This is a genomic window from Pseudarthrobacter sulfonivorans, from assembly GCF_031454915.1.
GTDB lineage: Bacteria > Actinomycetota > Actinomycetes > Actinomycetales > Micrococcaceae > Arthrobacter > Arthrobacter sulfonivorans_C.
On record NZ_JAVDRS010000002.1, the window covers coordinates 289,719 to 314,351 of the forward strand.

Sequence of the window (24,633 nt, forward strand, 5' to 3'; positions counted from 1 at the left end):
TCCGCGTCTGCCTGCCGTCCGAGCAGGACCAGAAAAGGGTTACAAAGGAAGTTAGCAATGGCAACAGGCACAGTTAAATGGTTCAACGCTGAAAAGGGCTTTGGCTTCATCGCTCCGGACGACGGATCCGCCGATGTTTTCGCGCACTACTCCGCAATCGCCAGCAGCGGCTACCGCTCGCTGGACGAGAACCAGAAAGTCGAATTCGATGTGACCCAAGGTCCCAAGGGCCCGCAGGCAGAGAACATTCGCCCGCTGTAAGGTTCTGATTAACTGCCCTGACTGTGCTGCCAAGCATGGTCAGGGCAGTTTCTTGTTAAGCGATTATCGGTCGCCTAATGACGGAAGAATCACCGTCACACGAATGCCGATTTCCCGGTCACTGCCCTGCCCACAATGAGCGAATTGATTTCGTAGCTGCCCTCGTACGTATAAAGGATTTCGGCGTCGCCAAAAAGCTTGCCCATTTCGTAGTCCGCACTGATGCCGTTTCCACCCAGCAGCGATCTGCCCATGGCCACCGAAGAGCGTGCCAGGCGGGTGCAGGTAGATTTCGCCATGGCAGCCTGGGCCATCTCCAGTTTTCCGTCGGACTGGATTCGGGCGAGCTGCGCCATCAGCGCCAGCGAAGCGGACGCGTTGCCGAGGATCTCCGCCAGCTGCTGCTGGACCAGCTGGAAGCGCGCCAGTTCCTTGCCGAACTGCCGGCGTTCCAGTGCATAGGCACGGGCGATGTCGAACGCGGCGAGCTGGATACCGGCAGCTTGCCAGCCCACCCATGCCCGGGAATCCCGCAGGAGGTCGTTGGCTTTGGCGAAGTCCGTGGCCCCCGGCAGCATGTTGGACACGGGAATCCTGACGTTGTCCAGCACAATGTCGGCGTTCTGCATGATCCGCAGGCCGATCTTATTGGCAATCTTGGTGGCCCGGTAGCCGGGGCGGTCCGTCTCCACAATGAAGCCTTTGATGTGCCCGTCCGCCTGATCTCGGGCCCACACCAGGGCAAAATCCGCAATGGTGCCCGAGCCGATCCAGCGTTTGGCACCGTTGATCACCCATTCACCGTCCTCCAGCCGCGCGGATGTTTCGAGCCCGCCGGCAATGTCCGAGCCGTGCTCCGGTTCTGTGAGGGCGAACGCTCCAAGCTGGGTGAACGCGGCCAGGCCAGGCAGCCACCGCTGCTTTTGTTCCTCAGAGCCCAGCGCGTCGATCATGCCCACGATCAGTTCGTTGTGGATCCCCACGAGGGCAGAAAGCGAAACATCCGCCCGTGCCACCTCGACGTACATCAGGCCCTTGAAGAGCTTCGAGGTGCCGTCCGTCTGCAATGTCCCGAGCCCCCGCTTGCCCATCTCCGCCAGCAGTCCGAAGGGGAATTCCTCGCGGTTCCAGTAGTCGATGGACGCCGGCCGCACCGTGGACTGCAGGAACGCCCGGATGTCCAGGTACCGCTCGCGTTCGGCGGCCGGCAGCAGGTCCACAACGTACATCAGGTCGGCATCGGGAAAAGGCGGCGGGCTTGTCACATCAGGCTCACGTCGTTGTGGCTGCACGGTCTGCGTCCCTTCGGTCTTCCAAACTCTTGGATGTCCTAGTATATTGCACAGGGTTGGACATCAGTGATGCGCATCACGTGACGAAAGGTCTCCCCTTGTCAGTGACCGATGATTTCCGGGAAGCACGGGACCACTTGCTGGCCCTCCGTTCCGACTACCACCGGGCCCGGAGGGAGTTCCAGTGGCCCCGGTTTTCGGAGTTCAACTTTGCCCTTGACTGGTTCGACCAGATCGCCGCCGATCCGTCGAAGGCCAAGAACCCGGCACTGGTTGTCGTGGAGCAGGACGGCTCGGCCACCCGCAAAACTTTCGCCGACCTCGCTTCGCGTTCCAACCAGGTGGCCAACTGGCTGCAGAGCCAGGGCGTGCGCCGCGGCGACCGGATGATCGTGATGCTGGGCAACCAGGTGGAGCTCTGGGAGCTTATGCTCGCCGGCATCAAGCTCGGAATCGTCCTGATCCCCACCACCACCCTGATGGGTCCCGAAGACCTCGCCGAACGGGTGGAGCGCGGTGAGGCGGGCTGGGCCGCCGTCGGGCATGCCAACATCGGCAAATTTGCCGGCGTGCCCGGCAGATACCGCCTGATTGAAATCGGCGAACTTGGCACAGACACAACCCCTGCAGCCCTCCAGTACGCGGATTCGGCGACGGCGCCCGATACCTTCACCCCCGGCGCCCCCACCCGGGCGGACGAGACGCTGCTGCTCTACTTCACGTCCGGAACCACGTCCAAGGCCAAACTCGTGGAGCATACGCACACGTCCTACCCGGTGGGGCACCTGTCCACGATGTACTGGATTGGCCTGGAACCCGGCGACGTGCACCTGAACGTTGCCTCGCCGGGGTGGGGCAAACACGCCTGGTCCAATTTCTTTGCCCCCTGGATCGCGGAGGCGTGCGTCTTTGTCTACAACTATGAACGGTTCGACGCCCGCGCCCTGATGGAGCAGATGGACCGCGAGGCCGTCACCAGTTTCTGCGCGCCGCCCACAGTCTGGCGGATGCTGATCCAGGCAGACCTGAAACTGCTGAAGACGCCGCCCACCAAAGTGGTCTCTGCCGGCGAGCCGCTGAACGCCGAGGTGATCGACCAGGTGAAGCGCGCCTGGGGCCAGACCATCCGTGACGGCTTCGGGCAGACCGAGAGCACTGTCCAGGTGGCCAACACGCCTGGCCAGCCGGTAACCATCGGCGCCATGGGCCAACCACTCCCCGGCTACGACGTAGTGCTGGTGGACCCGAACACCGGGAAGGAAGCGGACGACGGCGAGCTGTGCCTGCGCCTTGACCACCGACCCGTGGGGCTGATGAAGTCCTACTACGCCGATGCGGCAAGGACCGCGGAAGCGTTCCGCGGCGGCTATTACCACACGGGGGACATGGCCCGCCGGGACACGCATGGAACCATCACCTACGTGGGCCGGGACGATGACGTGTTCAAATCCTCGGATTACCGGCTCTCCCCGTTCGAACTGGAGAGTGTGCTCCTGGAGCACCCGGCGGTGGCTGAGGCGGCGGTGGTGCCATCGCCGGATGAACTCAAACTCTCCCTCCCCAAGGCGTATGTGGTTTTGGTGGCGGGGCTTAAGCCGGGACCGGAACTGGCCGAGGACATCCTGCGGTACTGCCGTGAGCACCTGGCGCCCTTCAAGCGAATCCGCAGGCTGGAATTCGCGGAGCTGCCCAAAACCATCTCCGGCAAGATCCGCCGGGTGGAGCTGCGCCAACGCGAGGAAGCCAGGCACGGCACGGGCGCAGTGGCGGCCGGGGGAAAGGCCGCCACGGGCTTCGGCATCGAGTACTCCGACGCTGATTTCCCCGGGTTGAAGGGCTGAAAGTTCCGCCGCGCGGACCGTGGCCCTGGCTTTCCCCGCACCGGCGCCGCCAAGGTAAGTTAGGGACTGTGAAGATTGCTACCTGGAATGTGAACTCCCTCCGTGCCCGCGCCGACCGCGTTGAAGCCTGGCTGCAGCGCAGCGACTGCGATGTCCTGGCCATCCAGGAGACCAAGTGCAAGGACGAGAACTTCCCCTGGGAGCTGTTCGAGCGCATGGGCTACGAGGTGGCCCACTTCGGCGTCAGCCAGTGGAACGGTGTGGCCATCGCGTCGCGGGTGGGCCTGGAAGACGTGGAGCGCACGTTCCTGGACCAGCCCCCGTTTGGCAAGGAAGGCAAGGACCCCGTGCAGGAGGCCCGTGCCATGGCTGCCACGTGCGGCGGCGTCCGTGTGTGGAGCCTCTACGTCCCCAACGGCCGGTCCCTGGACGACGAACACATGCCGTACAAGATCAAGTGGCTTGAGTCCCTGAAGACCCACGCCCACAGCCTGGTCAACGCGGACCCGACAGCCCAGGTAGCCCTCATGGGTGACTGGAACATTGCACCGTTCGACGACGACGTCTGGGACATCGACCTATTCGTCAATAACAGGTACACCCATGTCAGCCCGCCGGAACGCGCTGCGTTCCACGCCTTTGAAGAGGCCGGGTTCAAGGACCTGGCCCGCGAGTACACTCCCGGGCCGGGCGTCTACACCTACTGGGACTACACGCAGCTGCGCTTCCCCAAGAAAGAGGGCATGCGCATCGACTTCGTGCTGGGCTCCCCCGCCCTGGCTGCCCGCGTTACCGGTGCGTCCATCGACCGCGAGGAACGCAAGGGCAAAGGCGCTTCGGACCACGCACCGGTCGTGGTTGAGCTGACTGACTGATGACCGCTGCCGGAGCCCAGGAAGGGAGACTGCCATGACGGGAAACCTCTACCGGGGCCAGGCCGGCCTGCCATTCTCCTCCACGCTCCGGGTCTACGAGCCGCTGGAAGCCTTCCCCGAAGGGCAGCGGGAAGCCATCCGGGCTGCAGGCGCGCGGACGGCCTCCCGGGCGGCGGTCGAAAACGCAGAGCTGCTGGCGTCGCTGGGCCGGATCACCCGCGCCGGCGGGGACCCCTTTCCCACCGGGCGGACGGACCTGGTCAGGGTCACCAGTGCACCCGGCGTACCGCCGCGCCGCACCCCGCGGGCAGGAACACCCGACGCCGGTGCTGCCGCCGGCACGGGTGCTGAGGCCAGCGCCGAACGCGTGCTGCTCTACTGCCCCAGCCAGCTGGTCCTGCGCGCCGGGCTCGCCGCCAACGCGCTGATGGAGGGAATCCACGGCCCGCTGGCCGAACTGCTGATTCCCGAAGAACAGCGGGACAAACACCAGGAACGGATCGACCAGGTCAAGGCCCGTGACGGCAGTATCCGGGTCCACAGCCGCGCCTCCACATGGGGCATCCCGTTCAGCTGGTTCTCGCTTTTTGCCGAGGGCGACCACAAGGACGTGGTGGAATCCGGCGGGCGCATCCTCACCGTCAGGGTGTGGGCCCCCATCACGGATGCCATGGAGCGGGCACGGTACGCTGTCGCCAACCTGGCCTTGGCTGCCCCGGACCTGGACATGCTGGACGATCTCGCCCAGCTGACAGAGTGGCTGGAGATGTTCCACGTCAATTCAATGGTGGAGCTCGACTATGGTGCCGTCGCGGACAAGGTGTACCCGGACGAGTCGCCCATGGACATCCGGCTGGGCATCGAGTGCCTGGCCGAGGGCGATATGACTGGAGCCGCGGCAGCCTACCGGCGGCTGGCCTCCCGCTGGATTCCCATCCGGCAACTCGCCCGCGCTTCCTGACCGGGGCCCGCATAAACCCTGGCCGAGGTGCGCTGCCTCAGGAAGGGGGCGGCGCCGTCGTACGCCTGACGATGAGCTGGTGGGGCGCGACGGCGGAGCGAACCGCCCCGGGTGTGCCGTTCAGTTCGTCCAGGAGCATCTTGGTGGCCAGTTCGGCCTGTTCGTCAGGCCGTTGGCCTACGGTGGTCAGGCCCATCGCGTCCGCGAAATCGTGATCGTCGATCCCAACCACTGAAAGGTCCTCGGGCACCCTGACGCCGGCGCGGGCGGCTTCGAAAATCACACCCATAGCCATTTCGTCAGAGGCACAGAAGAGGGCAGTGGGCTTGGGTCCGGGCCTGGCCCACAGGCGCCTGAAGGCCTCCTGTCCGCTCCGGACCGTGAAGTCACCCCACTCATCCCACTCGGGGCGCGTCGGCAGTCCGGCCGCCGCCATCACTTCCTTGAAGGCCAGGATCCGCACCCTGGGAACGTCGAAATTGAGGTCCGTTTCGTCGTCGCCGTGCAGGAGCGCAATGTCCCGGTGGCCAAGGTCGATCAGGTGCCGGACGGCGGTGGACGACGCGGCGTAGTCATCGATCCCGATATACGCGCACTCCTCCACGTGACCGCCCACCACTATCAGCGGGATGTCGATCTTCTGCAGATGCTCCAGCTCATCGTGCGTCAGGGCCATACACAGGACCAGCAGGGCATCGATCTGCTTGTAGACCATGGTTTTGCTGAACAGGCGTTCGCGGTTGCTGCCGTGTCCGCCCAGGTTGAAGAGCGAGAGGTTGTACTGGCGGGCGTGAAGTTCACGGTCCGCGCCCTCGATGGCCTTGGAGAAGAACCACCGGCTCACGAACGGCGCCAGGACGCCAATGGTCCTGGTGCGGCCGGTAGCCAGCCCCGAAGCGGAAGACGACGCCACGTAGCCCAGGGCACCCGCCACCTCCAGGATTTTCTCCCGGGTGGCGGGCGAAACCCTGGGCAACCCGCGCACTGCCCGGGACACCGTGGCAGTGGACACTCCGGCCGCCGCTGCTACGTCCTCAATGCTGACGCCGCTGTGGCCGCCACGTTGCGACCTCTCCGTAATGCGTGCCACTGTTTTCCCCTCATGGGCTCGTGCAGAATATGCGGTTTCCTGCGCTTACCCCTTCAGTCCGCCGGCGAGCAGGCCACGGACAAAGTAGCGCTGCAGGGCAAAGAAGACGACCAACGGAGCAATGATTGAGACAAAGGCCGCCGCAGGGTTCAGGAAGTCCCTGCTGCCGCGGGTACCGGAGATCTCCGCGAGGCGCTGCGTGATCGGCGCAACGTCCGCCGTTCCACCGGAGAAGACCAGCGCAACCAGCAGGTCATTCCACACCCAGAGGAACTGGAAGATGGCGAGCGAGGCCAGTGCGGGCACCGAAAGCGGCAGGATGATCCGCCAGAAAATCGTGGTGTGTCCGGCTCCGTCCACCTTCGCCGCCTCGATCACTTCGCCAGGGATCTCCGAGATGAAGTTGTGGAGAAGGAAGATGCCCAGGGGAAGCCCGAACATGGTGTGGGCAATCCAGAGCTGGGCGTAGGAGCCTGGCGGAATCTGAAGCACCTGGGTGAACAGCGTCAGCAGCGGAATCAGCGCCATCTGCAGGGGGATGATCTGGAGGGCGAAGACAAAGATGAACGCCGCCTCACGGCCCTTGAAGTTGCCCCAGGCGAACATGTAGGCCGCCATGGAGGCAAGCACCAGCACAAAGACGGTGACAGGGATGACGATCGCCACGGAGTTGGCGAAGTACTGGGAGAGGTTTGCGGACTGCGATCCCGCGGCCGCCGTTACATCCACGTAGTGCTTGAACGTGAAGTCCCAGTCCGTAAAGAAGTTCCACCAGCCGTCTGACCGGGGGCCCACTTGCTTGGCTGCCGGACGGATTGAGGACACCAGCAGGCCGAAGGTCGGCACCGTCCAGACCGTTGCAATGATCACGGCCGCTGCGGTGGCCCACCGTGACGTCAGCTTGTCCTTGACGCGCCGCATGATCGGCGCGGAATCCTCCGGTGAAGCGGCACTGCCTTTGGCTGGGCGCACCTGGGTACGGGAAGTGTTGGCCGCCTCATCCGGCGCTGGCATGACTGTCATCGGATTTCCCTTTGCTGACGGAGTACGCGGGCGTTGTAGACCACGATGGGGAGGACGAGAAGGAACAGGATGAGGGCGAGTGCTGCGCCCCTGCCCGGCTCACCGGCACGGAATGCCTGGGTGTACATCTCATTGGCAACCACTGAGGTGTCATAATTACCCGCCGTCATGGTGCGGACAATGTCGAAGACCTTCAGGGTGGCGATGGTGATGGTTGTCAGCACAACCACCAAAGCGCCGCGGATCCCGGGAATGGTTACGTTCCGGAATTGCTGCCAGGGGTTAGCGCCATCCAGACGGGCCGCCTCCACCAGCTCCATCGGAACGCCCTTGATGGCCGCCGACAGGATCACCATGGCGAAGCCGGTCTGGATCCAGACCATCACGATGATGAGGAAAATGGTGTTTTCCGGTGCGTCGAGGAGGAACTGTTTGGGGTCCAGGCCGAAGGCGGCACGCAAAGCGTTGAAAACGCCGGTCTGTTCAATGCCGGGGCCGCGGTAGTCGTAGACCAGCTTCCAGATGATGCCTGCGCCCACAAACGAGATGGCCATGGGCATGAACACCAGCGCTTTGAGGACTCTCTCCCCGCGGGCCTTGTCGATGAAGACCGCATATGCCAGGCCGAAACCCGTGGACAGCAGGGGCACCAGCACCGTCCAGATGACCGTATTGCGGAGCGTGGTCAGGGCCTCGGGCTGGGTAAACATCCAGACGAAGTTGTCCAGTCCGTTCGGCTGGCCGGAAGCATTCGTGAATGCCAGGAACGTTGTGGTCACGGCCGGGTAGACCAGGCCAACCAACATCAGGATTGCTGCCGGCGCCAGAAAGCCAGCGATCGTTACTTTGTCTTTGACTGATTTGGGAGCCCTGTCCACAATCAGCATAATCAGCCCGATTAGCGCAGCAAATACTGCCAAAGCTATAAAGACTTGAAGAAATTTTCCTCCAAGGAATTCCATTGCCCAACCTCCGTGGTGTGCGTGGATCAGTTAATACGTAATCGACACTGCGCCCTCGGGACTGGAAGTCCCAAGGGCGCGGTGTCGAGGAGGTCAGCCCTTCGGCCAGCTGCCTTCAACGCTGTCGGCAACCTGCTTGGCCGGGGCGCCGTTGATCCATGCAACGATGCCCTTCCAGAAGGAGTTGGAGCCTACGGCGCCGGGCATCAGGTCAGAGCCGTCGAAGCGGAAGACGGTGTTCGGATCCTGCAGCAGGGCGATCGACTGCTTGTCGAGTTCCGTCTGCGCACTCGCGGGGTCCAGAGCCTTGTTAGCGCTGATCACGCCGCCGAGCTTGACGCGGCTGTTGGCGAACTCGCCGCTGGCCAGGTAGGCCTGGAAGGCCTGTGCCTCGGGGGTGTCCTTGTAGGCGCCCACCATCTCGCCGCCGCCCGTAATGGCCTGGCCCTTGCTGGCGTCAGTGGGAGGGGTCATAAATGCCCAGACGTCACCATCGGGAGCCACAACAGTACCTTCGGGCCAGTTGGCGGCCTGGAAGTTGGCCTGGTGGTGCATGGCGCACTGCCCATCGAGGACCGGCTGGCCCGCCTGGGCGAACCCGGTGCTCAGGATGGAACGTACGTCGCCGAATCCACCGTTCATGTAGTCCGGGTTCAGGAGGATTTCGCCCGTCTTGTTCATGGCATCGACGATCTTGGGATCGTTGAACGGGATCTCGTGGCTCACCCACTGGTCGTAGACTTCCGGGCCCTGGGCGCGAAGGACAACATCTTCCACCCAGTCAGTGCCCGGCCAGCCGGTCGCCTCACCGGATTCGAAGCCGGCACACCACGGCTTCATGGTGCCGTCGTCAGCGATCTTCTTGGACAGGGTCAGCATTTCGTCCCAGGTCTTGGGAACTTCCCAGCCCTTGTCCTTGAACGCCTTCGGCGCGTACCAGACGTAGCCCTTGACGTTCGCCAGCATCGGAGCCGTGTAGAAGACCCCATCCACGGTGCCGTACTTCTTCCAGTCAGCGGACCAGTTCTTGTCCACCAGATCCGAGACTGCCTTCGGCGCCGGCTTCAGGTTGCCGGCCTTGGCCTGGTCGGCCATGAGTCCGGGCTGCGGGAAGATGGCAATATCCGGCGCGTTACCTGCTTTGGCCCGAACCCCGATCTGGGTCTCGAATTCCTTGCTGCCCTCGTACTTGATAGTTGCCCCGGTGCACTCCTCAAACGGTGCCCACGCGGTTTCCAGGTTCGTGGCCTCGATATCGACGATGGTGGAGTAGACGGAAACGGTCTTCCCGTCGTGCTTTCCATAACTTGCGTACGCGGAGCAATCAACATCGGTTGTCTCGGCGCCGCCCCCACCGGAGCTGCACGCCGTGAGGGCTAATGCCAGGGCTCCGGTAGCGGCTACGGGAAGCAAGTACTTGCGGTTTCTCATTTGCTGATGACTCCTCGGTGAGTTGCAGATCACGTGCGATTGAGGTGAAAGAGACCATGGTGGTGGTATGAATCACACACTAATAAAGCCCCGGAGCTAAATGCAAGCGTTTACACCCGTCGTGTCCGAAAGGAGATCTAAGGCGGAAGAACGCGGGAATGACCCACCCGGGTTGTCACCACACAGCGATAAGCCCGCCGGGAAGGACCTCCTGACGGGCATGTCGGTACGGCCCTACGGCCGCGCTTTGGGGGATTTAGCCCGCATTCATCTCGTGGCTGGAGGCCGCCCTTGAACGGAGCGGTGTCCGGCCGCATCGACCCGACCAGACGCCCCGGATCGCACTAACGGACGCGTTCGGCGCGGCTGAACCGCGTCCTGGCCCCGGCGCCGATGTGGATCAGGACAGGCGTCTGCTTCCCCACCACCGTGTCGAGGGCGGCTACGAGGGCAACGACCTCGGCACCCAAAAGATGCGGCGCGACGCCCTGGCGCGGCTGCAGCTTGATCTTAAGGGCAGGGCTGCCTTGGACGTCGTACGTTGCCACGGTGGCCCCAGCCAGATCCGGCCGCTCGGCCAAGGCATGCTTCAATGCCTGCTCGGCGACTCCCCCGCTGATCCGCACGTCTCCGGGCACGGCACCTGGATCGAACTCGGCCACCAACAGGTTGCTCCGGCCTTTGCCCTGCTGTGCAATCCAAGCAACCATCAGACCGATCAGGATCACCAGTGCAATCGCCACGACAATCCAGAGCCAACTTTCCGGGCGGCCGGGAAAGCGGGTGCTGTTGAACGCCTGGTTCATGCCATTCCAGGCCCCGCCCGACCACGCGTGCCACCAGTTGCCCACTGCGGGAACCGAGGCAAGCAGGACCAGGAGGATGCCCACAGCGAGCAGCTTGACTCCGAGGAGCCCGATCAGGATCCGGTTGAGGACCGACGGTGTGCTGGTCATGCGCCAATCACCCCTGCGGTGGATATGTTCACACGGACTTCCGGTAACGGATCGAGCGACATCTCACGGAGTTCATCCTGGACAGCGGCCAGCACTGCGTTCTCGGTCACGGGAACCCCTGAAGTGGGACGGACATTCACGATGACCTGGCGCTGGGAGACCACCACCATCACCTGCTCCGGAGTGACATTGGCGGCGAGCCTTGCGCTGCGCGCCAGGGCCGAGGCGATGACTTCGTCATCCACCACCACGGCCGTCGATGATCCGCCGCAGTTCAGTACGTGCCGCGCGCGCCGGCCAGGCAACACGGCGTTCAACAGAAAAAACAGGCCGACCATGGCAACCACGGCACCGCCGGCACCCAGCAACAGGGGCGGCACGCCAGCCGGCAGGGCAACGATGCGCTCCGCCGCAAGCTGGGGTTCGATCAGCCACGCCGGTTGTCCAATGGCATGCACGGCCGATTCGAGGAGCCCGTAGCCAGCGAGCCCCATCACCAGGACGGCTGCCACAACCGCCACAGCGGCACGCGATGAGTGCGTCTCCCGGTACACCACCCTGCGCATGTCCGGTTGCCGTCCGCTGGCCGCAGGACCGGCTTCACTCGGGTCCGCATGCTCGTCATCCGCTAATTTGTGGCTCACAGGACCCTGCCTCCCTCGCTTGGCTTCACACCGCTGATCCGGACATCCACCCTGCTCAGGCGTGCACCACTCAGCGCAGTGACAGTGGACAGAATCCTGCCTTTGGCTTCCACAGTCCTGTCCCAGATGGATCCTCCGAACGTGTTCACCCTGCCGGGGTCCCGGAGCACCGCCATCAGGGGCGGAATCCTGATCGGTGAGACGAGGGCCAAAGCGAGCAGGCCGTCGTCGTCCGTCCAGTCCGCCCGGACATCCTGCGCGTCCACCCCGAGAGCCTCGGCGGCCGCTGCCTTGGCGAGGCTGGTCAGGGCCTGCGTACTGATGCGGTTGTGCCCGCTCAGCTCCTGCGCAGGAAGGGAAGGTACGGCTGCAGTCATGATGAGGAGCGCCGGCCGATGATGGCGTCCAAGACGCCGCGCAGGTCCAGTTTCCCTTCTGCAGCGCGGCCCAGGAGGGCACCGATAGCCATAAAGAGGAGCGACACCAGGAAGCCCCACAGCCCGAACTGGAAGGACATAAACGCCACGAACGCGCCCACGGCGATGCCCACAACGGTCAGGTTCACAGCAGCGCCTCCCTCTCGGTGCCCGCATGACCAGCCGCTTTCGGCGGCGGCGCCACATAGACATCGGTTATTTCGACATTCACTTCGATGACCTGCAGGCCCACAAGTTCCTCGACGGCACGGTAAACGGAGGCCCTGACCTGGTTGGCGAGGGAGTGGAGCGGTGTCCCGTAGGAGGCGACGAGGCTGATGTCCACGGCAACTTGGGTCTCGCCGACCTCGGCACGGACACCCGCGGCATGGTCCGAGCTGCCCACGGCATCCCTGATGGCCCCCAGCGCGCGGGACGGAACGGAGCCCAGGGAGTAGACTCCGGGCACCGCGCGGGCAGCGATGCCGGCGACTTTTGCCACGGCGGCTTCAGCGATCACCGTGCGGCCGTGCCCGGGCACCGGCGCGTGGCTGGCAGCAAGCTCGCCGGCACGTTGCCGCTCATCCCCCGCAACGGGCTGTGGGTTCTGGTATTCCATCAGGCACTTCCCCCTTCTGTTGTTCCCAACCCTATCCCCTGGCCGTGACAACGTGCTGAAAATCGCGAATTACCGACGCGAAGGACCAGTTGAAGAAGAAAGGCGCCGGTTCCGAAGAACTGACGCTTCCCAGTGGTGGCTCTCAGACCGGCGTCGGTCCGGAAACCCGGCCAAACGGTGGGGTCTGGAACATTATCAAGGGAATACGAGAGGGAAGGCGAAAATCTACAGGCTGACCGCATTGTGCCCGACTCCCGTCAGATCGTTTCTAACAGCAACTCGCGCTGTGGAGACGCAGCGGCGTACCCAGCCATTTCCGGGCCAGCATGGAATGCGTTCTAGGAAACTCGACATGTGCGTTGGGCCTGCCTGCCCTCGGCCGAAGAGAAGAGCATCCCTTGACCTCAGCGAACGCCCGCTCGACGACGGCCCCGGGCGGGGACGATTAGCGTGTCGTCACGTCTTTCGACTTGATCAGCTCGTGTTGTTCAAGAAACGTCTGGCTGCCCGTCGATGCAAATCGTTTCTAACGCTTGCACGCCTGTGGAATCCGATGCTGTAACGAAACCAATTACTACTTCGCTGTATGACATTGAATGATCCAAACATAGAGATCCGGTATTGCGCCCATTCGCACTTCAATCATGCAAGGATATGAGGGCCTCATAGGGACCATGTTTCGATTTCGATTCCCCACGAATAAGTTCAGAAACGTTTTTGACTGACTAAAACCAGTCGCCCAAAAGAAAGTCACTCGAATGTCAGTGAAGAAGATAACCACGTTCGCTGTTGCAGCGCTTGTCGGCGCTGCTGCTCTTCTGGTTGCTCCTGCACCGGCAGCGGAAGCAGGGGCTCAGGTCTACAACCCCTGCGCACGTGCCACATCCGGGCAAACAAAATACTCCACGTTCGGAGCAACCCGGGTCACGTTCGTCACCACAACAACACGCAATTCAAACGTCGCCACCATCACTGGCTGCGTACGTCGCGGAAACGCATACCACCAGGAATGGCAGGACTGGGGTTATGTCGGCGTTAACGGGTTCGCTCCTCCGGGGCTGACGTGGGAGAACTCTTTGCGCTCACCCACGGGTTCCTACAGTGTCACTGAGGCCTTGGGACGCGCCAATCCGGGTACGGCTTTGAAGTACCGCACGGTAAACAAGAATTCGCGCTGGGGTGGCGAGCATAAAGCAACCTACAACCAGTACTTTGAGGGTGCAGGCGGCGATTCTGACGAGAACCTCTGGACTTACATGAAGCAGGGGTACTACGAACAAGCTGCGGTCATCAACTACAACCGCTCACCTGACATGAAGGTGACACAGGGCGCTTCGTACGCCATCTTCCTACATGCCGGGCGCACCACGTCAGCGGGTTGTGTTTCCACCAGCCTTGCCACCACGACACGTTTCATCCGTTCTGCGCGACCCGGTGACAGGATCATCATGGGCGCAGTGGAGGACATTTTCACTCCGTACTCGAGCAACCCTTTCGGTGCGATCATGAGCAGGTACGCCGCTTCGGGCAGCGTCGCTGGAGGCCTGAGGAGCCCGACCAACAGGGAAGTCGCGGGCCTGAAGAACGGTGGCGCGGGGCGCACCTACCAGGGTGGCGGGATCTACTGGTCACCTAAGACCGGGGCAAAGATTGCCAGTGGTGCCATTCTCAAGCATTGGGTAAGCGTTGGAGCCTACAAGAGCTCGTACGGTTACCCCTCAACCGAGGAGTACACGATTCCCGGCGGCAGGGCACAGAAGTTCCAGAACGGCTTCTCCATCACGTGGAATGGCAAAACTTCATATACCCAGTCCGGAAGAATCGGGGCGCGCTGGCAGGGAGCAAGCTGGCTCGGTCCAGCTACCAACAATAAGAAAAAAATCAAGAACGGCGGCTATTACCAGAGCTTCCGAAGTGGTTTGATCTACTGGTCCCCATCGACCGGTGCCCGCATCTCATCCGGAGCTATGCACACCGCCTGGGGCAAGACTGGTTTCGAGAATGGTCGACTCGGCTACCCGAAGACGGACGCGTATAAGACTTCCAAGGGAACGTCGCAGAACTATCAGGGTGGCCGGATCGACGTCAGCACCGCTGGCAAGGTATCCACCACCTACGGAACGGCTGTACCGGTCGCAAAGTAGTTCCAGCCAACGCTCTACCCAAGGGATACCAGGGGCGCCAGTGTGACTGTCACGGTTTCATGTGATCCAGCTGAAACCGTGACAGCTCCAACAAAGACAAAACCCCGCCGTTCCCGTGTAAACACTGGGAACGGCGGGGTTCTAGCTGGTGGCTCCGACCGGCGTCGATCCGGTGACCTTTCGATTTTCAGTCGAACGCTCTACCAACTGAGCTACAGAGCCTAGGTGACATGTCACCATGACCGCCGAAATCTCTTTCGACAATCAGAGCGACCCTGACGGGACTTGAACCCGCGACCTCCGCCGTGACAGGGCGGCGCGCTAACCAACTGCGCTACAGGGCCTTGCTTTTCTTGCTTCGCAGTATGCCTACCGCGTTTTTTCAAGGCTTCCAGCTTACCAGACATTTTCTGCCTGCCTGACCAGTTCCTTGCGTACCCCCAACGGGATTCGAACCCGTGCCGCCGCCGTGAAAGGGCGGTGTCCTAGGCCGCTAGACGATGGGGGCCAGAACCCGTTCGGCACAAAAGAAAAGGCTTCGAGCCGAGGCCCTCAGTCTTTGTCGTTTGCGGTTTCTCCGAACTGGACTCTAAAACTATAGGGCCTCGAACGGGATAATCCAAAATCGGCCACCAAAGGCCTCAACGAAAGGGCCTTAACAGGCGAAGATGGAGGGATGGATGCCGTCGCTGCGCTCAACGAGATCGCCTTTTGGCTGGAGCGCGGACGCGCCGCCACGTTCAAGGTCCAGGCCTTCCGGAAGGCAGCCGGGGTCATCTCGGCCCTGGACCCCGCCGAGGTGGAAGCCCGGGCCCGGGACGGCAGGCTCAAAAGCATGAAGGGGATCGGGGACAGGACGTACCAAGTGGTCCGCCAGGCGGTGGACGGCGGGGTGCCCGACTACCTGGAGGACCTGCGCCAGCGCGGCTCGACACCGCTTGCCGACCGTGGGGCTGAGCTGCACTCGTCACTGCGCGGCGACCTCCATAGCCACAGCGACTGGTCCGACGGCGGATCACCCATCCCCCTCATGGCCGATGCCGCGAAGTTACTGGGCCGGGAATACCTGGCCCTCACGGACCACTCGCCCAACCTGACCATCGCCAACGGGCTCAGCGTGGAGCGTCTCACCGAACAACTCGACGTCGTAGCAGAGCTCAATTCCAGCACCAACGGCTTCCGGCTCCTGGCCGGCATCGAAGTAGACATTCTGGAGTCCGGTGAGCTGGACCAGTCGCCGGAAATGCTTGACCGGCTGGACATCGTGGTGGCCAGCGTGCACTCCAAACTGCGCGCGGACCGGACCACCATGACTGAGCGAATGCTGGCCGGCATCCGGGATCCACACACCAACGTGCTGGGTCACTGCACCGGTCGCCTCGTGGAAGGATCGCGGGGCACCCGGCCCCAGTCCGAGTTCGATGCCAATGAAGTGTTTGCTGCCTGCGCTGAACACAACGTGGCTGTGGAGATCAACTCCAGGCCCGAGCGGCAGGACCCGCCGGACAACCTGATCCAACTGGCCCTGGACGCCGGGTGCCTGTTCTCGATTGACAGCGACGCGCACGCCCCGGGGCAGTTGGACTTCCTCCAGTACGGAGCCGCCCGCGCGGCCCTGAATGACGTGCCGGCCGAGCGCATCGTCACCACCTGGCCTTTGGACCGCCTTCTCGCGTGGGCCAGCAAGGCCTGACGCAGGGAGCTACTTCACCGCGTCGGTGAGTTTCTGCCGGAAGTCCTGCTTGGTGGTCAGGGTCAGCTTCTCCCCGTTCAGGAAGAAGGTGGGGGTGCCCGTCACGCCCAGGGCATTGCCGTCCGCGATGTCGGCCCGGATGCGTTCCTTCGTTTTGTGATCAGCCACCGCAGCGTCGAACGCGGCCAGGTCCAGCCCAATTTCCGCGGCGAAGGTCCGGAACAGCGGCCCCTGCGATTCGCGTTTTCCGTGCCACTGGTCCTGTGTTTCAAACATTTTCGCGGCCATGGCGTCAAATTTTCCCTGCTGCGCGGCAGCTTCCACGGCGAGCGCGGCGGGACCGGAGTTCGGGTGTGAGGGCAGTGGGAAGTAGCGGTTGACGAACGTGATCCTGTCGCCAAACTCCGCTTTCAGCTCGTCCACGAAGGGCTGGATGGAGCGGCAGGCTGCACATTCGAAGTCCAGGAACTCCACCAGTTGCGCCTTTTCAAGCGCAGGGGTGGTGAGCTGGCGGCCGTCCGTCGGCACCACCTTTTCCGCGCCAGTTGGCGGCTGTGTGGGCGCGGGTTTGTTCAAGGTGAGTGCCGCGTACCAGGCACCCCCTGCGACCATGACAACCCCAAGCAGGATCCAGATGACCACGCGGATCCGTTTTGCAGGGTCCGGGCCGGATTCACGGGATGAAGTCGAAGCTGAGACCATGAACCGCATCCTAGCCGACCCTGCGATATCGACCGGCGCTTCCGTGGCTGCGGCTTTGGCAGGAAGTTGATGAGACGTGACCGATTTCCGCCAGCCGCCGGCGCGGGCGCGGGGCTAGATTGGCAGCATGGCTTCAACTTCCTCCACCAACTCCGCACCATCGGCTGCGCCACCCACATCGTCGGGCGGCATCAGTGCCCTCGGCGTCGCAGCGGTGCTGGTCACCGTGGTGCTGTGGGCATCGGCGTTTGTGGGCATCCGGGCGATTGGACCGAGCTTCTCGCCCGGCTCCCTGACGTTGGGCAGGCTGGCGGTTGCCGCCGTCGTACTCGGCGCACTGGTCCTGCCGCAGCTGCGCAAGAGCAGGCTGCTGCCGCAGGGCCGTGAATGGTGGCCCATCCTGGGGTACGGAGTGATGTGGTTCGGTGGGTACAACGTGGCGTTGAACGCCGCCGAGCACCTCCTGGACGCGGGCACGGCCGCCTTGCTGATCAACGTGAACCCCATCCTCGTGGCCATCATGGCGGGTTTGTTCCTGAAGGAAGGCTTCCCGCGCTGGCTGATTATCGGCAGCCTGGTGGCTTTTGGCGGGGTGGCGCTGATCGCGTTCGGCTCGGGTCCCGCTTCGGGTGAACGTTCGACGGCGGATGTTGCCGGCGTGCTGCTTTGCCTCCTCGCCGCCGTACTCGCCGCGGTCAGCGTGATCATTCAGAAGCCGGTGCTGCGGAAGATCCCCGCAGCCCAGGCCACCTGGTTCGGCATCATGGTAGGCACCGTGTGTTGCCTGCCTTTCACCGGCCAACTGGTTTCCGAACTGCAGGCGGCCCCGGCGTCCGCAACCCTGGGGCTGGTGTATCTCGGCGTCTTCCCGACGGCAATCGCCTTCACTACGTGGGCCTATGCTTTGTCCCTGATTGACGCCGGGAAGCTGGCCGCCACGACTTACCTGGTCCCCGGCACCACCATCCTGATCTCCTGGCTTCTCCTCAGCGAAGTTCCCTCGGCCTGGGGCCTCGTGGGCGGCGGGGTCTGCCTGGTGGGGGTGGGCCTGACCCGCCGCAGGTCGCGGACAGTCATCCGCCCTTGAACACGGACGGGCGGGCGGAAATTCGCGCTACAGTCGTGGCATGCCCGCCAATCTGCCGCCCGGACTGCCCATCATCCCCGATGGGCCGCACGAGCCGCTTCCCTTCGAGATGTCCGCCGACGACTTTGAAGCCGCTGTCACCGACGCCTTGGGCCTGATCCCGCCGAAGCTTGCCGCCGCCATGGACAACGTGGCCGTGTTCATCGAGGACGACTACGTTCCGAACCCCGACGAAGACCCCGACACCGTGCTGCTGGGCCTCTATGAAGGCGTGCCGCTGACCGAGCGGGATTCCTGGTGGGACGCCGGTTCGCTCCCGGACCGGATCACCATCTTCCGCCAGCCCATCCTGGACATCTGCACCTCCCGCGACGAAGTGATCCAGGAGGTCGCCGTCACGGTGGTGCACGAGATCGCCCATCACTTCGGCATCGACGACCACCGGCTGCACGAGCTCGGCTGGGACTAGCCTTGTAGTCATGGGACACGACCACAGCCACACACACGGAATCACGGCCACGGGCCGGCACCGCAAGAGGCTCATCGCCGTCCTGGCCATCACACTGACTGTGGTCCTGGTCCAGGTGGTGGGTGCGGCACTGTCCGGCTCGCTGGCCCTGCTGGCGGACGCCGGCCACATGCTGTCCGACGCGGCGGGTGTGACCATCGCGCTCCTGGCCGCCTGGATCGCCGGACGGCCCGCGAGCGACCAGCGGACCTACGGCTACCAGCGGGCTGAGGTGCTGGCTGCCCTGGCCAACGCGCTGATTCTGATCGTCATCTCCGTGGTCATCTTCACGGAGGCCGTCCGGCGGATCGGTTCCACGCCGGAAGTCCACACCGACATCATGCTCTTCGCCGCGATCCTGGGCGCGGTTGCCAACCTGGTGTCGCTGCTGATCCTGCGCGGGGCACACCAGGACAGCCTGAACGTCCGCGGCGCCTACCTTGAGGTGCTCGGCGACCTGCTGGGATCCTTTGCCGTGATCGTCGCGGCCCTGGTCATCATGTTCACCGGCTACCAGGCGGCAGATACCATCGCCTCGGTCCTCATTGCCCTCATGATCCTGCCGCGGGCCTGGAACCTGCTGCGCGACGTGGTGGATGTGCTCCTGGAGGCAACCCCCAAGGGCGTGGAAGTTCAAATGATCCGCGAGCACATCCTCAGTGTCGACGGGGTGGTTGACGTCCATGACATCCATATCTGGACCATCACGTCCGGAGTGCCGGTGTTTTCTGCGCATGTAGTGGTGGAGGACGGTGTCCTCAACGCCCGGGGAGCCGACCAGTTGCTGGACAAGCTCACCGCCTGCCTCGGCTCGCATTTCGACACCGAGCACTGCACATTCCAGCTTGAGCCAGCCAGCCATTCCGAGCACGAGTCGCGCCAGCACGCCTGATGGCCGGGCAGCGGCGGGGCCGCATCCATCCAGCCGCGCAAAAGGCTGCCTCCCGTGACACCACGCCGAAGTCTCAGCCCTGAATCCGGAGCTCATTCCGCGACACGCCGGATTCAGCTGTGCCGGAATCACACTCTTGTTGTTATGTTATTGATGTGACCAGTGTTGCCAAAGTGCAGGACGTCACGTAGCCTCGGACTGCTGGGCGATCAGCAGAGGGGCCCTTTGTGCCGCCACCCGACCTCGCTCCCCAGCCTGACTGTCCTGCGAGGTTCTGCGAATGGCTTTGTCCGGATCCGGCCTGAAGGCCGCCGTGCTGTGTACCGCCGTCGTGCTGTCCGCAGCCTTCACCTTCCCGGCCCAGGCATCGTCCACGCCTGCCACTCTGACCATCCAGCGTCCGGCCTCGCCGAAGATCCCGTCCGCGGAGGACATCGCGGCTGCGAAGTCCAATGAAAGTGCGACGGCGGACCAGGTCACGGCCATCGAACGACTCCTGGCGGACGCTGCCGGCGCCCAGGAGGCCACTTTTGCCCTGACACTGCAGGCAAACAACGCCTACAGCGAAGCCTTGGTGGAACTTCAGGACCGCCGGAGCGCGGCGAATGTAGCCACAGCGCGGGCCGAGGCGGCGACGCAGGCGGAGGACAGGACCCGGAAACAGGTAGGCCAGCTTGCCGGCGATCTGTACCGCAACGGCGGCCTGAACCCGACGCTGACGACGTTCGTCAGCGGCCAGGGGGAAGCGCTGCAGCAAGCCGCAACGCTGCAGGCCATTTCGGCCAGCCGCAGCAGGGCCTTCGAATCCGCGGAAACAGCGGCCGCCGCAGCGCAGTCGCTGACGGCCGCGGCCCAGGACGCCAACCGGGCCGCCGACGAGGCCGCAAAGACAGCCGAAGCCCGCAAGGCACAGGCGGAGGAGGCCAATGAGGCCCAGGTCCAGGCGGTCGCCGAAGCCCGGGCGCAACGGACCATCCTGGTGGACCAGCTGGCGCAGCTGCGGAACACCACAGTGGCGCTGGAATTGGCGCGGGTGGATGAACTCGACCGGCAGCGCGAAGAGGCCCGTCTCGTGGCAATTACCACGGCTGCGGAAGGGACCGCGTCCGGTCAGGCTCCCGCTGCGCCAGCTGCGCCTGGAGGGGCCGCACCGGGAGGGACTGCGCCGGGAGGGACTGCGCCGGGCGGGACTGTACCGCAGGCGCCCGCTCCGGCCCCAGTTCCCGCCCCGGTTCCGGTTCCGCCGCGGGCCCCTGCTCCGGCCCCGGTCCCAGCACCGGATCCGGCCCCCGCCCCTGTCCCGACTCCGACGCCGGCACCAACACCCCCGCCTGCGCCGTCACCGGGCGGTTCCAACGAGGCTGCTATTTCCGTGGCGCTGTCCAAGGTAGGGTCGCCCTACTTCTACCAATACGGCGGCACCGGTCCCACCGGTTTCGACTGCTCCGGCCTGGTACAGACTGCCTTCGCCGCCGCCGGCAAATATCTGCCCCGCACGGCTGCCCAGCAGTACGCGGCCGCTCCGGTGCAGGTACCCATCTCACAGGCCCGCCGCGGCGACCTGCTGGTGTGGGGGTCGGCCCCGGGTTTTTACCACGTTGCCATCTACCTGGGTAACGGACAGGTAGTGCAGGCTTTGAATCCTGATGAGGGTCTGGGCGTCACGCAATTGAGCAGGATGGCCGGGATGCAGCTCTACCCTTACGCCGCCCGCTACTGACCCGGCGCGCACCATTGGCCGGGCCCGGCTTCAACCACAAGACTCCCGCCCCAGGACAGGACGGCCTCAGGACAGAACGTCCTTGGTGACGAACCGGCCGTACGCGAGCGCCCCGAAAACGGCCACGTATCCGGCCTGCAGCAGGGCATTGCTGGCGAAGGAATCCCACAGCACCGGCTGGCGCAGGACATCCGCGAACCCAAACCAGTAGTGGGTAAACAGCCAGGGGTGCAGCCACTCCAGCTGGGGCAATTGGTCCGCGATCTGCGATGCCACGGAAACCACCACCGTGGCAGCCATCGCTCCGACGGGGACAACCGTCAGGGTGGACAGGAAGAGGCCGATCGCCGACAACCCGGCCAGGGAAACCGCAAGATATGCCGCGATCAGGACAAGCCGCAGGGCTGCTTCGGGTGGCTGCACCACATCGCCGGACAGGAGCGTCACGGGCCCGATCGGGAACAAGGACGCTCCGATCGCCGCCCCGGCCAGCGCCACGGTAATAGGCGCGGCCAGGCAGAAGGCCAGCGCGCCGGCATACTTCACCAGCAGCAGCCGGACGCGCCCGGCAGGTGCCACCAGCAAATACCGCAAAGTGCCCAGGCTTGCCTCGCCGGCGATGGTATCGCCAGCCACCACACCGATGGTGAGGGGCAGGAACAGCGGCACGGAGACCAGCATCGCCGTGACGGCCACAAACAGCCCGTTCTGCGTGATCCGGTCCAGGAACGCGGGCCCACGGCCGGGAGGAACAGTTGAGGAGAGCCGTACCGCGACGGCGATCAGCACTGGAATCGCTGCCAGTGCCACCAGCATGGCCAAGGTCCGGCGACGCCGGAACAGAGTCTTCAGCTCGGACGCCAGGAGTGACAGGCTGGACCCTCCGGCTGGGACAGGACCGTCATCTGGACCGCTGTGGGCATCCGGAGCCCTGCGGTCATCCGGAGCTCTGCCGTCTTCACCACTGCGGTTGACGGGGACACTGACGCCAGGTGAACCGTCCCGGGTCCCTGCCGCATTTCTGGCGCCTGCCGCATTTCTGGCCCCTTCAACCTCACTCGGCGAAGCATCACGGGCCGAAGAATGACGGCCCGAAGAATGACTGGCCAAAGAATCACTGGGCAACGTCGAACCCCTCCCCCGTCAACGCAACAAAACGCTCCTCAAGGCTTTCCCGCTCGACTGAAAAGCCACGGACGCGCACGCCTGCCGCCACGAGCTCCGCGACGATGTCTTCCGGGAATGGCATGCCGGGCGGCGGCATTCCCGGCGGTGACATCCCCGATGGCCTGCCCGTTTGAGCACCCGTCGCCGCACCAGCCCCCATGGCCGCTTCCGCCCCCGTCGCCGCACCGCCCGGGAGAGTCGCACCGGCTGGGACAGTCGCGCCGGCTGTAACTACTTCCCCGTCCACGCCGGGGATCCCCGCCTCGGAGGTCCATGTTTCATGGCTAGCCGGTTCTGGGTTTCCCCTCCCCGGCGTCATACCCAACCGCAGCAGGACCTCGCAGGCTCTGCCAGCGTCGGGGGTCAGCAGGCGGATCCGCGTGTGCCCATCCTGCCGAAGCTCTGCCAGCGGCCCCTGCGCCACCAGCCGGCCGGCGCTCATGATGGCCGCATGCGTGCAGATCTGCTCCACCTCGGCCAGCAGGTGGCTGGAAACGAACACGGTGGCGCCGTCGGCGGCCAGCGATCGGACCAGGCTGCGCACTTCACGCGTGCCCTGCGGGTCAAGGCCGTTGGTGGGCTCATCCAGCACCAGCAGGTCCCGCGGGGAGAGCAGCGCGTTGGCGATGCCCAGCCGCTGCTTCATGCCCAGTGAATATGCGTGTACGCGCTTGCTGCCGGCGTGCGAGAGCCCAACCCGCTCCAGCGCCGCAGCCACCCGGGCCTTCCGGGTGCCGGGCGTTCCGTGCCGGCTTGCGGCGTCCAGCCGGTGCAGGTTGGCGGTGCCGGACAGGAATGGATAAAACGCCGGCCCCTCCACCAACGCCCCGACGCGCGGCAGCACCTCGTGCAGCCGTTGCGGCATCGGCAGGCCCAGGACGCTGACCGTACCGGCGGACGCGGCGGCGAGGCCCAGCAGCAGCCGGATGGTGGTGGTCTTGCCGGATCCGTTGGGCCCCAGGAAGCCGAACACGGCGCCCTGCGGTACGGCCAGATCCACGTTGTCCACGGCCAGCTGGTGGCCGAACCGCTTGGACAGGCCCTGGGTCTCGATGGTCAGCCCGGCAGCAATGCTGCCGGCCGCGGTCACGCTGCGCCGGCGGCGGCCTGCAGCCGGTCCGCCGGAACCATCCCCACAAAGATCCTGCCGTCGTCGGTCAGCAGGACGTTGACCAGGGACGTGGACAGGAGCCGTCCGCCGGGAACGACGACGGCGGCCTGGGACAGGAGCGGATCCTTCAGCAGTGCATCGGTCAGCTTAGCCCCCTGACCGTCAGGCGCCGCCGGGAACCCGACCACAGTTTCCCATCCCTTGCCGGTCACCGTCGGCTTGGGCTTGTCACGGTGCGTCAGTTCGGGCGCAACCCAGGGGTTGTGGTCCGGCGTGACTGTTCCGGACTTCCCAGGGAGGGCGGGCATGCCGTGGGGGTACGGCAGCGGAGGTACCTGCAGTTCCTTGACCGTGGCGCCGGGTGGAGCCACGAACGTGAACATGCCAGCCTCAGGTGCCTCCAGGGACAGGCTCGTGAAGCCGGCCTCGAAAGCAGGCTGCGCCTGACCCCGGGCCGATACGGTCACCCTGAGCGGCATTCCGGTCTGGCCGTCGACGGCGATGACGACCTTCTCCAGGAGTGTCCCCTCGGTGCGCGGCGCCAGTTCGAGGCTGTAGGCCGAGCGTCCGGCCACCTGGACCGCCGGGCCGACCGTTACTGCGGTGGAGCGGTCAGCCATGGCAAGGAACTTCGCGGCCAGGTCCTCGGGGGTGGGGACAACTGGCATGGGCAGGTCCGGCATGCCCACGTCCGGGCCGGGAAGTACGCCGGGATCCGAGGGTACGGGCAGCGGCAGGCCGGGAGACTCAGGAACCTGCAGGGGCAGGTCGCTGGCGAAGGACGGCAGGGTCAGGTGGGTGGCGGAGTTGTCCTTGGAGTTGTAGAACCAGACGTCGTTGTCCCGCCGGATGACATCGCGTTCAGCCAGCCGGTCCATCACCTGGACCCGCACGTTTGCAGGCCCGTCCATAAAAATCCGGGCAGTGTGCTCGCCGGTCAGGAACTCGACGATCGAAGCCGGCCCGCCTGCTGAGGCGGGCCCGGAGGCGGGGCCCACGGCCGGCAGCTCCGGCAGTCCAAGGTCCGAAACCTGCTCAATAGTCCCGGAGAACGTCTTGGTGCTGTGCTTGCCCAGAAGGGTAAGGACCTCAGCCGGAGACTTGTCCGGCAACGGATCGCCGGCCCGCGCCGGTATGGATCCCACCAGCACACCGGCGGCGATCACAGCGGGTACAGCTGCGGCAGGCACCCAGCGCTTCCATGCGCGGTTCATGCCAGCCCCACTTCATCATTGGAG

General features: G+C 64.5%; 24 protein-coding genes and 3 tRNA genes. 10 read left to right on the top strand and 17 right to left on the bottom strand.

Annotated elements, in window-relative coordinates; all coding sequences use genetic code 11:
* Positions 1–57: 57 nt before the first annotated feature.
* Positions 58–261 carry a cold-shock protein gene (locus J2808_RS05210; RefSeq protein WP_013599688.1) on the top strand — a complete coding sequence of 68 codons (204 nt, stop codon included), beginning with the start codon at positions 58–60 and terminating at the stop codon, positions 259–261.
* A gap of 95 nt (positions 262–356) precedes the next feature.
* Here J2808_RS05210 and J2808_RS05215 read toward each other — a convergent pair whose 3' ends face one another.
* Positions 357–1,490, bottom strand: a complete 1,134-nt coding sequence (locus J2808_RS05215) for an acyl-CoA dehydrogenase family protein (RefSeq protein ID WP_309814160.1) — start codon at positions 1,488–1,490, stop codon at positions 357–359.
* 161 nt (positions 1,491–1,651) lie between these two features.
* Between J2808_RS05215 and J2808_RS05220 the strand changes: the two genes are divergently transcribed.
* From J2808_RS05220 to J2808_RS05230, 3 genes are all read left to right on the top strand, one after another.
* Positions 1,652–3,394 (top strand): AMP-binding protein, encoded by a 1,743-nt coding sequence (locus J2808_RS05220; RefSeq protein WP_309812727.1) that lies wholly within the window; start codon positions 1,652–1,654, stop codon positions 3,392–3,394.
* A 68-nt stretch (positions 3,395–3,462) separates the two neighbouring features.
* The gene (locus tag J2808_RS05225; RefSeq protein ID WP_309812730.1) at positions 3,463–4,269 is read left to right on the top strand and encodes an exodeoxyribonuclease III; all 807 of its coding nucleotides are present in this window, start codon (positions 3,463–3,465) and stop codon (positions 4,267–4,269) included.
* Between the two features lie 34 nt (positions 4,270–4,303).
* Positions 4,304–5,230 (top strand): hypothetical protein, encoded by a 927-nt coding sequence (locus tag J2808_RS05230; RefSeq protein WP_309812733.1) that lies wholly within the window; start codon positions 4,304–4,306, stop codon positions 5,228–5,230.
* 37 nt (positions 5,231–5,267) lie between these two features.
* Here J2808_RS05230 and J2808_RS05235 read toward each other — a convergent pair whose 3' ends face one another.
* The 9 genes from J2808_RS05235 to J2808_RS05275 all read right to left on the bottom strand — a co-directional run bounded on the left by J2808_RS05235 (position 5,268) and on the right by J2808_RS05275 (position 12,371).
* Complete coding sequence (locus J2808_RS05235) at positions 5,268–6,320, bottom strand: LacI family DNA-binding transcriptional regulator (RefSeq protein WP_309812737.1); 1,053 nt, start codon at positions 6,318–6,320, stop codon at positions 5,268–5,270.
* A gap of 45 nt (positions 6,321–6,365) precedes the next feature.
* The gene (locus tag J2808_RS05240) at positions 6,366–7,343 is read right to left on the bottom strand and encodes a carbohydrate ABC transporter permease (protein ID WP_309812740.1); all 978 of its coding nucleotides are present in this window, start codon (positions 7,341–7,343) and stop codon (positions 6,366–6,368) included.
* Entirely contained in the window at positions 7,340–8,305 is a 966-nt protein-coding gene (locus tag J2808_RS05245; RefSeq protein WP_309812743.1) for a carbohydrate ABC transporter permease, read from the bottom strand. Before J2808_RS05245 ends, J2808_RS05240 begins: the two co-directional genes overlap by 4 nt.
* A gap of 93 nt (positions 8,306–8,398) precedes the next feature.
* Positions 8,399–9,736, bottom strand: a complete 1,338-nt coding sequence (locus tag J2808_RS05250; RefSeq protein ID WP_309812745.1) for an ABC transporter substrate-binding protein — start codon at positions 9,734–9,736, stop codon at positions 8,399–8,401.
* 344 nt (positions 9,737–10,080) lie between these two features.
* Entirely contained in the window at positions 10,081–10,692 is a 612-nt protein-coding gene (locus tag J2808_RS05255) for a hypothetical protein (RefSeq protein ID WP_309812750.1), read from the bottom strand.
* Positions 10,689–11,258 carry a DUF6286 domain-containing protein gene (locus J2808_RS05260; protein WP_309814163.1) on the bottom strand — a complete coding sequence of 190 codons (570 nt, stop codon included), beginning with the start codon at positions 11,256–11,258 and terminating at the stop codon, positions 10,689–10,691. The genes J2808_RS05255 and J2808_RS05260 overlap by 4 nt, the downstream gene beginning before the upstream one ends.
* A gap of 74 nt (positions 11,259–11,332) precedes the next feature.
* On the bottom strand, positions 11,333–11,713 hold the full coding sequence (locus J2808_RS05265; RefSeq protein WP_309812754.1) for a hypothetical protein: 381 nt from the start codon (positions 11,711–11,713) through the stop codon (positions 11,333–11,335).
* A complete protein-coding gene (locus J2808_RS05270) occupies positions 11,710–11,901 on the bottom strand; it encodes a hypothetical protein (RefSeq protein ID WP_131133405.1) in 192 nt (63 codons plus the stop codon). Before J2808_RS05270 ends, J2808_RS05265 begins: the two co-directional genes overlap by 4 nt.
* Positions 11,898–12,371, bottom strand: a complete 474-nt coding sequence (locus J2808_RS05275) for an Asp23/Gls24 family envelope stress response protein (RefSeq protein ID WP_309812757.1) — start codon at positions 12,369–12,371, stop codon at positions 11,898–11,900. The genes J2808_RS05270 and J2808_RS05275 overlap by 4 nt, the downstream gene beginning before the upstream one ends.
* 758 nt (positions 12,372–13,129) lie before the next feature.
* Between J2808_RS05275 and J2808_RS05280 the strand changes: the two genes are divergently transcribed.
* Positions 13,130–14,515 carry a hypothetical protein gene (locus J2808_RS05280; protein WP_309812759.1) on the top strand — a complete coding sequence of 462 codons (1,386 nt, stop codon included), beginning with the start codon at positions 13,130–13,132 and terminating at the stop codon, positions 14,513–14,515.
* Positions 14,516–14,661: 146 nt separating this feature from the next.
* Here J2808_RS05280 and J2808_RS05285 read toward each other — a convergent pair.
* From J2808_RS05285 to J2808_RS05295, 3 genes are all read right to left on the bottom strand, one after another.
* Positions 14,662–14,737, bottom strand: a tRNA-Phe gene (locus tag J2808_RS05285).
* 48 nt (positions 14,738–14,785) lie between these two features.
* Positions 14,786–14,859, bottom strand: a tRNA-Asp gene (locus tag J2808_RS05290).
* 91 nt (positions 14,860–14,950) lie between these two features.
* Positions 14,951–15,023, bottom strand: a tRNA-Glu gene (locus J2808_RS05295).
* Between the two features lie 168 nt (positions 15,024–15,191).
* On the opposite strand from J2808_RS05295, the gene J2808_RS05300 reads away from it, so the two are divergent.
* On the top strand, positions 15,192–16,208 hold the full coding sequence (locus J2808_RS05300) for a PHP domain-containing protein (RefSeq protein WP_309812762.1): 1,017 nt from the start codon (positions 15,192–15,194) through the stop codon (positions 16,206–16,208).
* Positions 16,209–16,217: 9 nt separating this feature from the next.
* Here the strand turns inward: J2808_RS05300 and J2808_RS05305 are convergent, their stop codons facing one another.
* The gene (locus J2808_RS05305; RefSeq protein ID WP_309812764.1) at positions 16,218–16,910 is read right to left on the bottom strand and encodes a DsbA family protein; all 693 of its coding nucleotides are present in this window, start codon (positions 16,908–16,910) and stop codon (positions 16,218–16,220) included.
* Positions 16,911–17,037: 127 nt separating this feature from the next.
* Here J2808_RS05305 and J2808_RS05310 point away from each other — a divergent pair, with 127 nt between their 5' ends.
* The 4 genes from J2808_RS05310 to J2808_RS05325 all read left to right on the top strand — a co-directional run bounded on the left by J2808_RS05310 (position 17,038) and on the right by J2808_RS05325 (position 21,117).
* Positions 17,038–17,997 carry a DMT family transporter gene (locus J2808_RS05310; protein ID WP_309812768.1) on the top strand — a complete coding sequence of 320 codons (960 nt, stop codon included), beginning with the start codon at positions 17,038–17,040 and terminating at the stop codon, positions 17,995–17,997.
* Positions 17,998–18,037: 40 nt separating this feature from the next.
* Entirely contained in the window at positions 18,038–18,466 is a 429-nt protein-coding gene (locus tag J2808_RS05315) for a metallopeptidase family protein (protein ID WP_309812772.1), read from the top strand.
* A 10-nt stretch (positions 18,467–18,476) separates the two neighbouring features.
* Positions 18,477–19,397 (top strand): cation diffusion facilitator family transporter, encoded by a 921-nt coding sequence (locus tag J2808_RS05320; protein ID WP_309812775.1) that lies wholly within the window; start codon positions 18,477–18,479, stop codon positions 19,395–19,397.
* 280 nt (positions 19,398–19,677) lie between these two features.
* Complete coding sequence (locus tag J2808_RS05325) at positions 19,678–21,117, top strand: C40 family peptidase (protein WP_309812779.1); 1,440 nt, start codon at positions 19,678–19,680, stop codon at positions 21,115–21,117.
* 66 nt (positions 21,118–21,183) lie between these two features.
* On the opposite strand, the gene J2808_RS05330 is transcribed toward J2808_RS05325, so the two are convergent.
* From J2808_RS05330 to J2808_RS05340, 3 genes are all read right to left on the bottom strand, one after another.
* Entirely contained in the window at positions 21,184–21,981 is a 798-nt protein-coding gene (locus J2808_RS05330) for an ABC transporter permease (RefSeq protein WP_309814165.1), read from the bottom strand.
* Positions 21,982–22,231: 250 nt separating this feature from the next.
* The gene (locus J2808_RS05335; RefSeq protein ID WP_309812782.1) at positions 22,232–23,374 is read right to left on the bottom strand and encodes an ABC transporter ATP-binding protein; all 1,143 of its coding nucleotides are present in this window, start codon (positions 23,372–23,374) and stop codon (positions 22,232–22,234) included.
* A complete protein-coding gene (locus J2808_RS05340) occupies positions 23,371–24,609 on the bottom strand; it encodes a LolA family protein (protein ID WP_309812785.1) in 1,239 nt (412 codons plus the stop codon). The genes J2808_RS05335 and J2808_RS05340 overlap by 4 nt, the downstream gene beginning before the upstream one ends.
* Positions 24,610–24,633 lie beyond the last annotated feature (24 nt).

Bases quoted from the DNA above. Each gene is read 5' to 3' on its own strand.
- J2808_RS05210 (WP_013599688.1), top strand. From the start codon at position 58: ATGGCAACAGGCACAGTTAAATGGTTCAACGCTGAAAAGGGCTTTGGC.
- J2808_RS05215 (WP_309814160.1), bottom strand. From the start codon at position 1,490: ATGTACGTTGTGGACCTGCTGCCGGCCGCCGAACGCGAGCGGTACCTG.
- J2808_RS05230 (WP_309812733.1), top strand. From the start codon at position 4,304: ATGACGGGAAACCTCTACCGGGGCCAGGCCGGCCTGCCATTCTCCTCC.
- J2808_RS05240 (WP_309812740.1), bottom strand. From the start codon at position 7,343: ATGACAGTCATGCCAGCGCCGGATGAGGCGGCCAACACTTCCCGTACC.
- J2808_RS05245 (WP_309812743.1), bottom strand. From the start codon at position 8,305: ATGGAATTCCTTGGAGGAAAATTTCTTCAAGTCTTTATAGCTTTGGCA.
- J2808_RS05250 (WP_309812745.1), bottom strand. From the start codon at position 9,736: ATGAGAAACCGCAAGTACTTGCTTCCCGTAGCCGCTACCGGAGCCCTG.
- J2808_RS05255 (WP_309812750.1), bottom strand. From the start codon at position 10,692: ATGACCAGCACACCGTCGGTCCTCAACCGGATCCTGATCGGGCTCCTC.
- J2808_RS05260 (WP_309814163.1), bottom strand. From the start codon at position 11,258: ATGCGCAGGGTGGTGTACCGGGAGACGCACTCATCGCGTGCCGCTGTG.
- J2808_RS05265 (WP_309812754.1), bottom strand. From the start codon at position 11,713: ATGACTGCAGCCGTACCTTCCCTTCCTGCGCAGGAGCTGAGCGGGCAC.
- J2808_RS05275 (WP_309812757.1), bottom strand. From the start codon at position 12,371: ATGGAATACCAGAACCCACAGCCCGTTGCGGGGGATGAGCGGCAACGT.
- J2808_RS05280 (WP_309812759.1), top strand. From the start codon at position 13,130: ATGTCAGTGAAGAAGATAACCACGTTCGCTGTTGCAGCGCTTGTCGGC.
- J2808_RS05300 (WP_309812762.1), top strand. From the start codon at position 15,192: ATGGATGCCGTCGCTGCGCTCAACGAGATCGCCTTTTGGCTGGAGCGC.
- J2808_RS05305 (WP_309812764.1), bottom strand. From the start codon at position 16,910: ATGGTCTCAGCTTCGACTTCATCCCGTGAATCCGGCCCGGACCCTGCA.
- J2808_RS05310 (WP_309812768.1), top strand. From the start codon at position 17,038: ATGGCTTCAACTTCCTCCACCAACTCCGCACCATCGGCTGCGCCACCC.
- J2808_RS05315 (WP_309812772.1), top strand. From the start codon at position 18,038: ATGCCCGCCAATCTGCCGCCCGGACTGCCCATCATCCCCGATGGGCCG.
- J2808_RS05320 (WP_309812775.1), top strand. From the start codon at position 18,477: ATGGGACACGACCACAGCCACACACACGGAATCACGGCCACGGGCCGG.
- J2808_RS05325 (WP_309812779.1), top strand. From the start codon at position 19,678: ATGGCTTTGTCCGGATCCGGCCTGAAGGCCGCCGTGCTGTGTACCGCC.
- J2808_RS05340 (WP_309812785.1), bottom strand. From the start codon at position 24,609: ATGAACCGCGCATGGAAGCGCTGGGTGCCTGCCGCAGCTGTACCCGCT.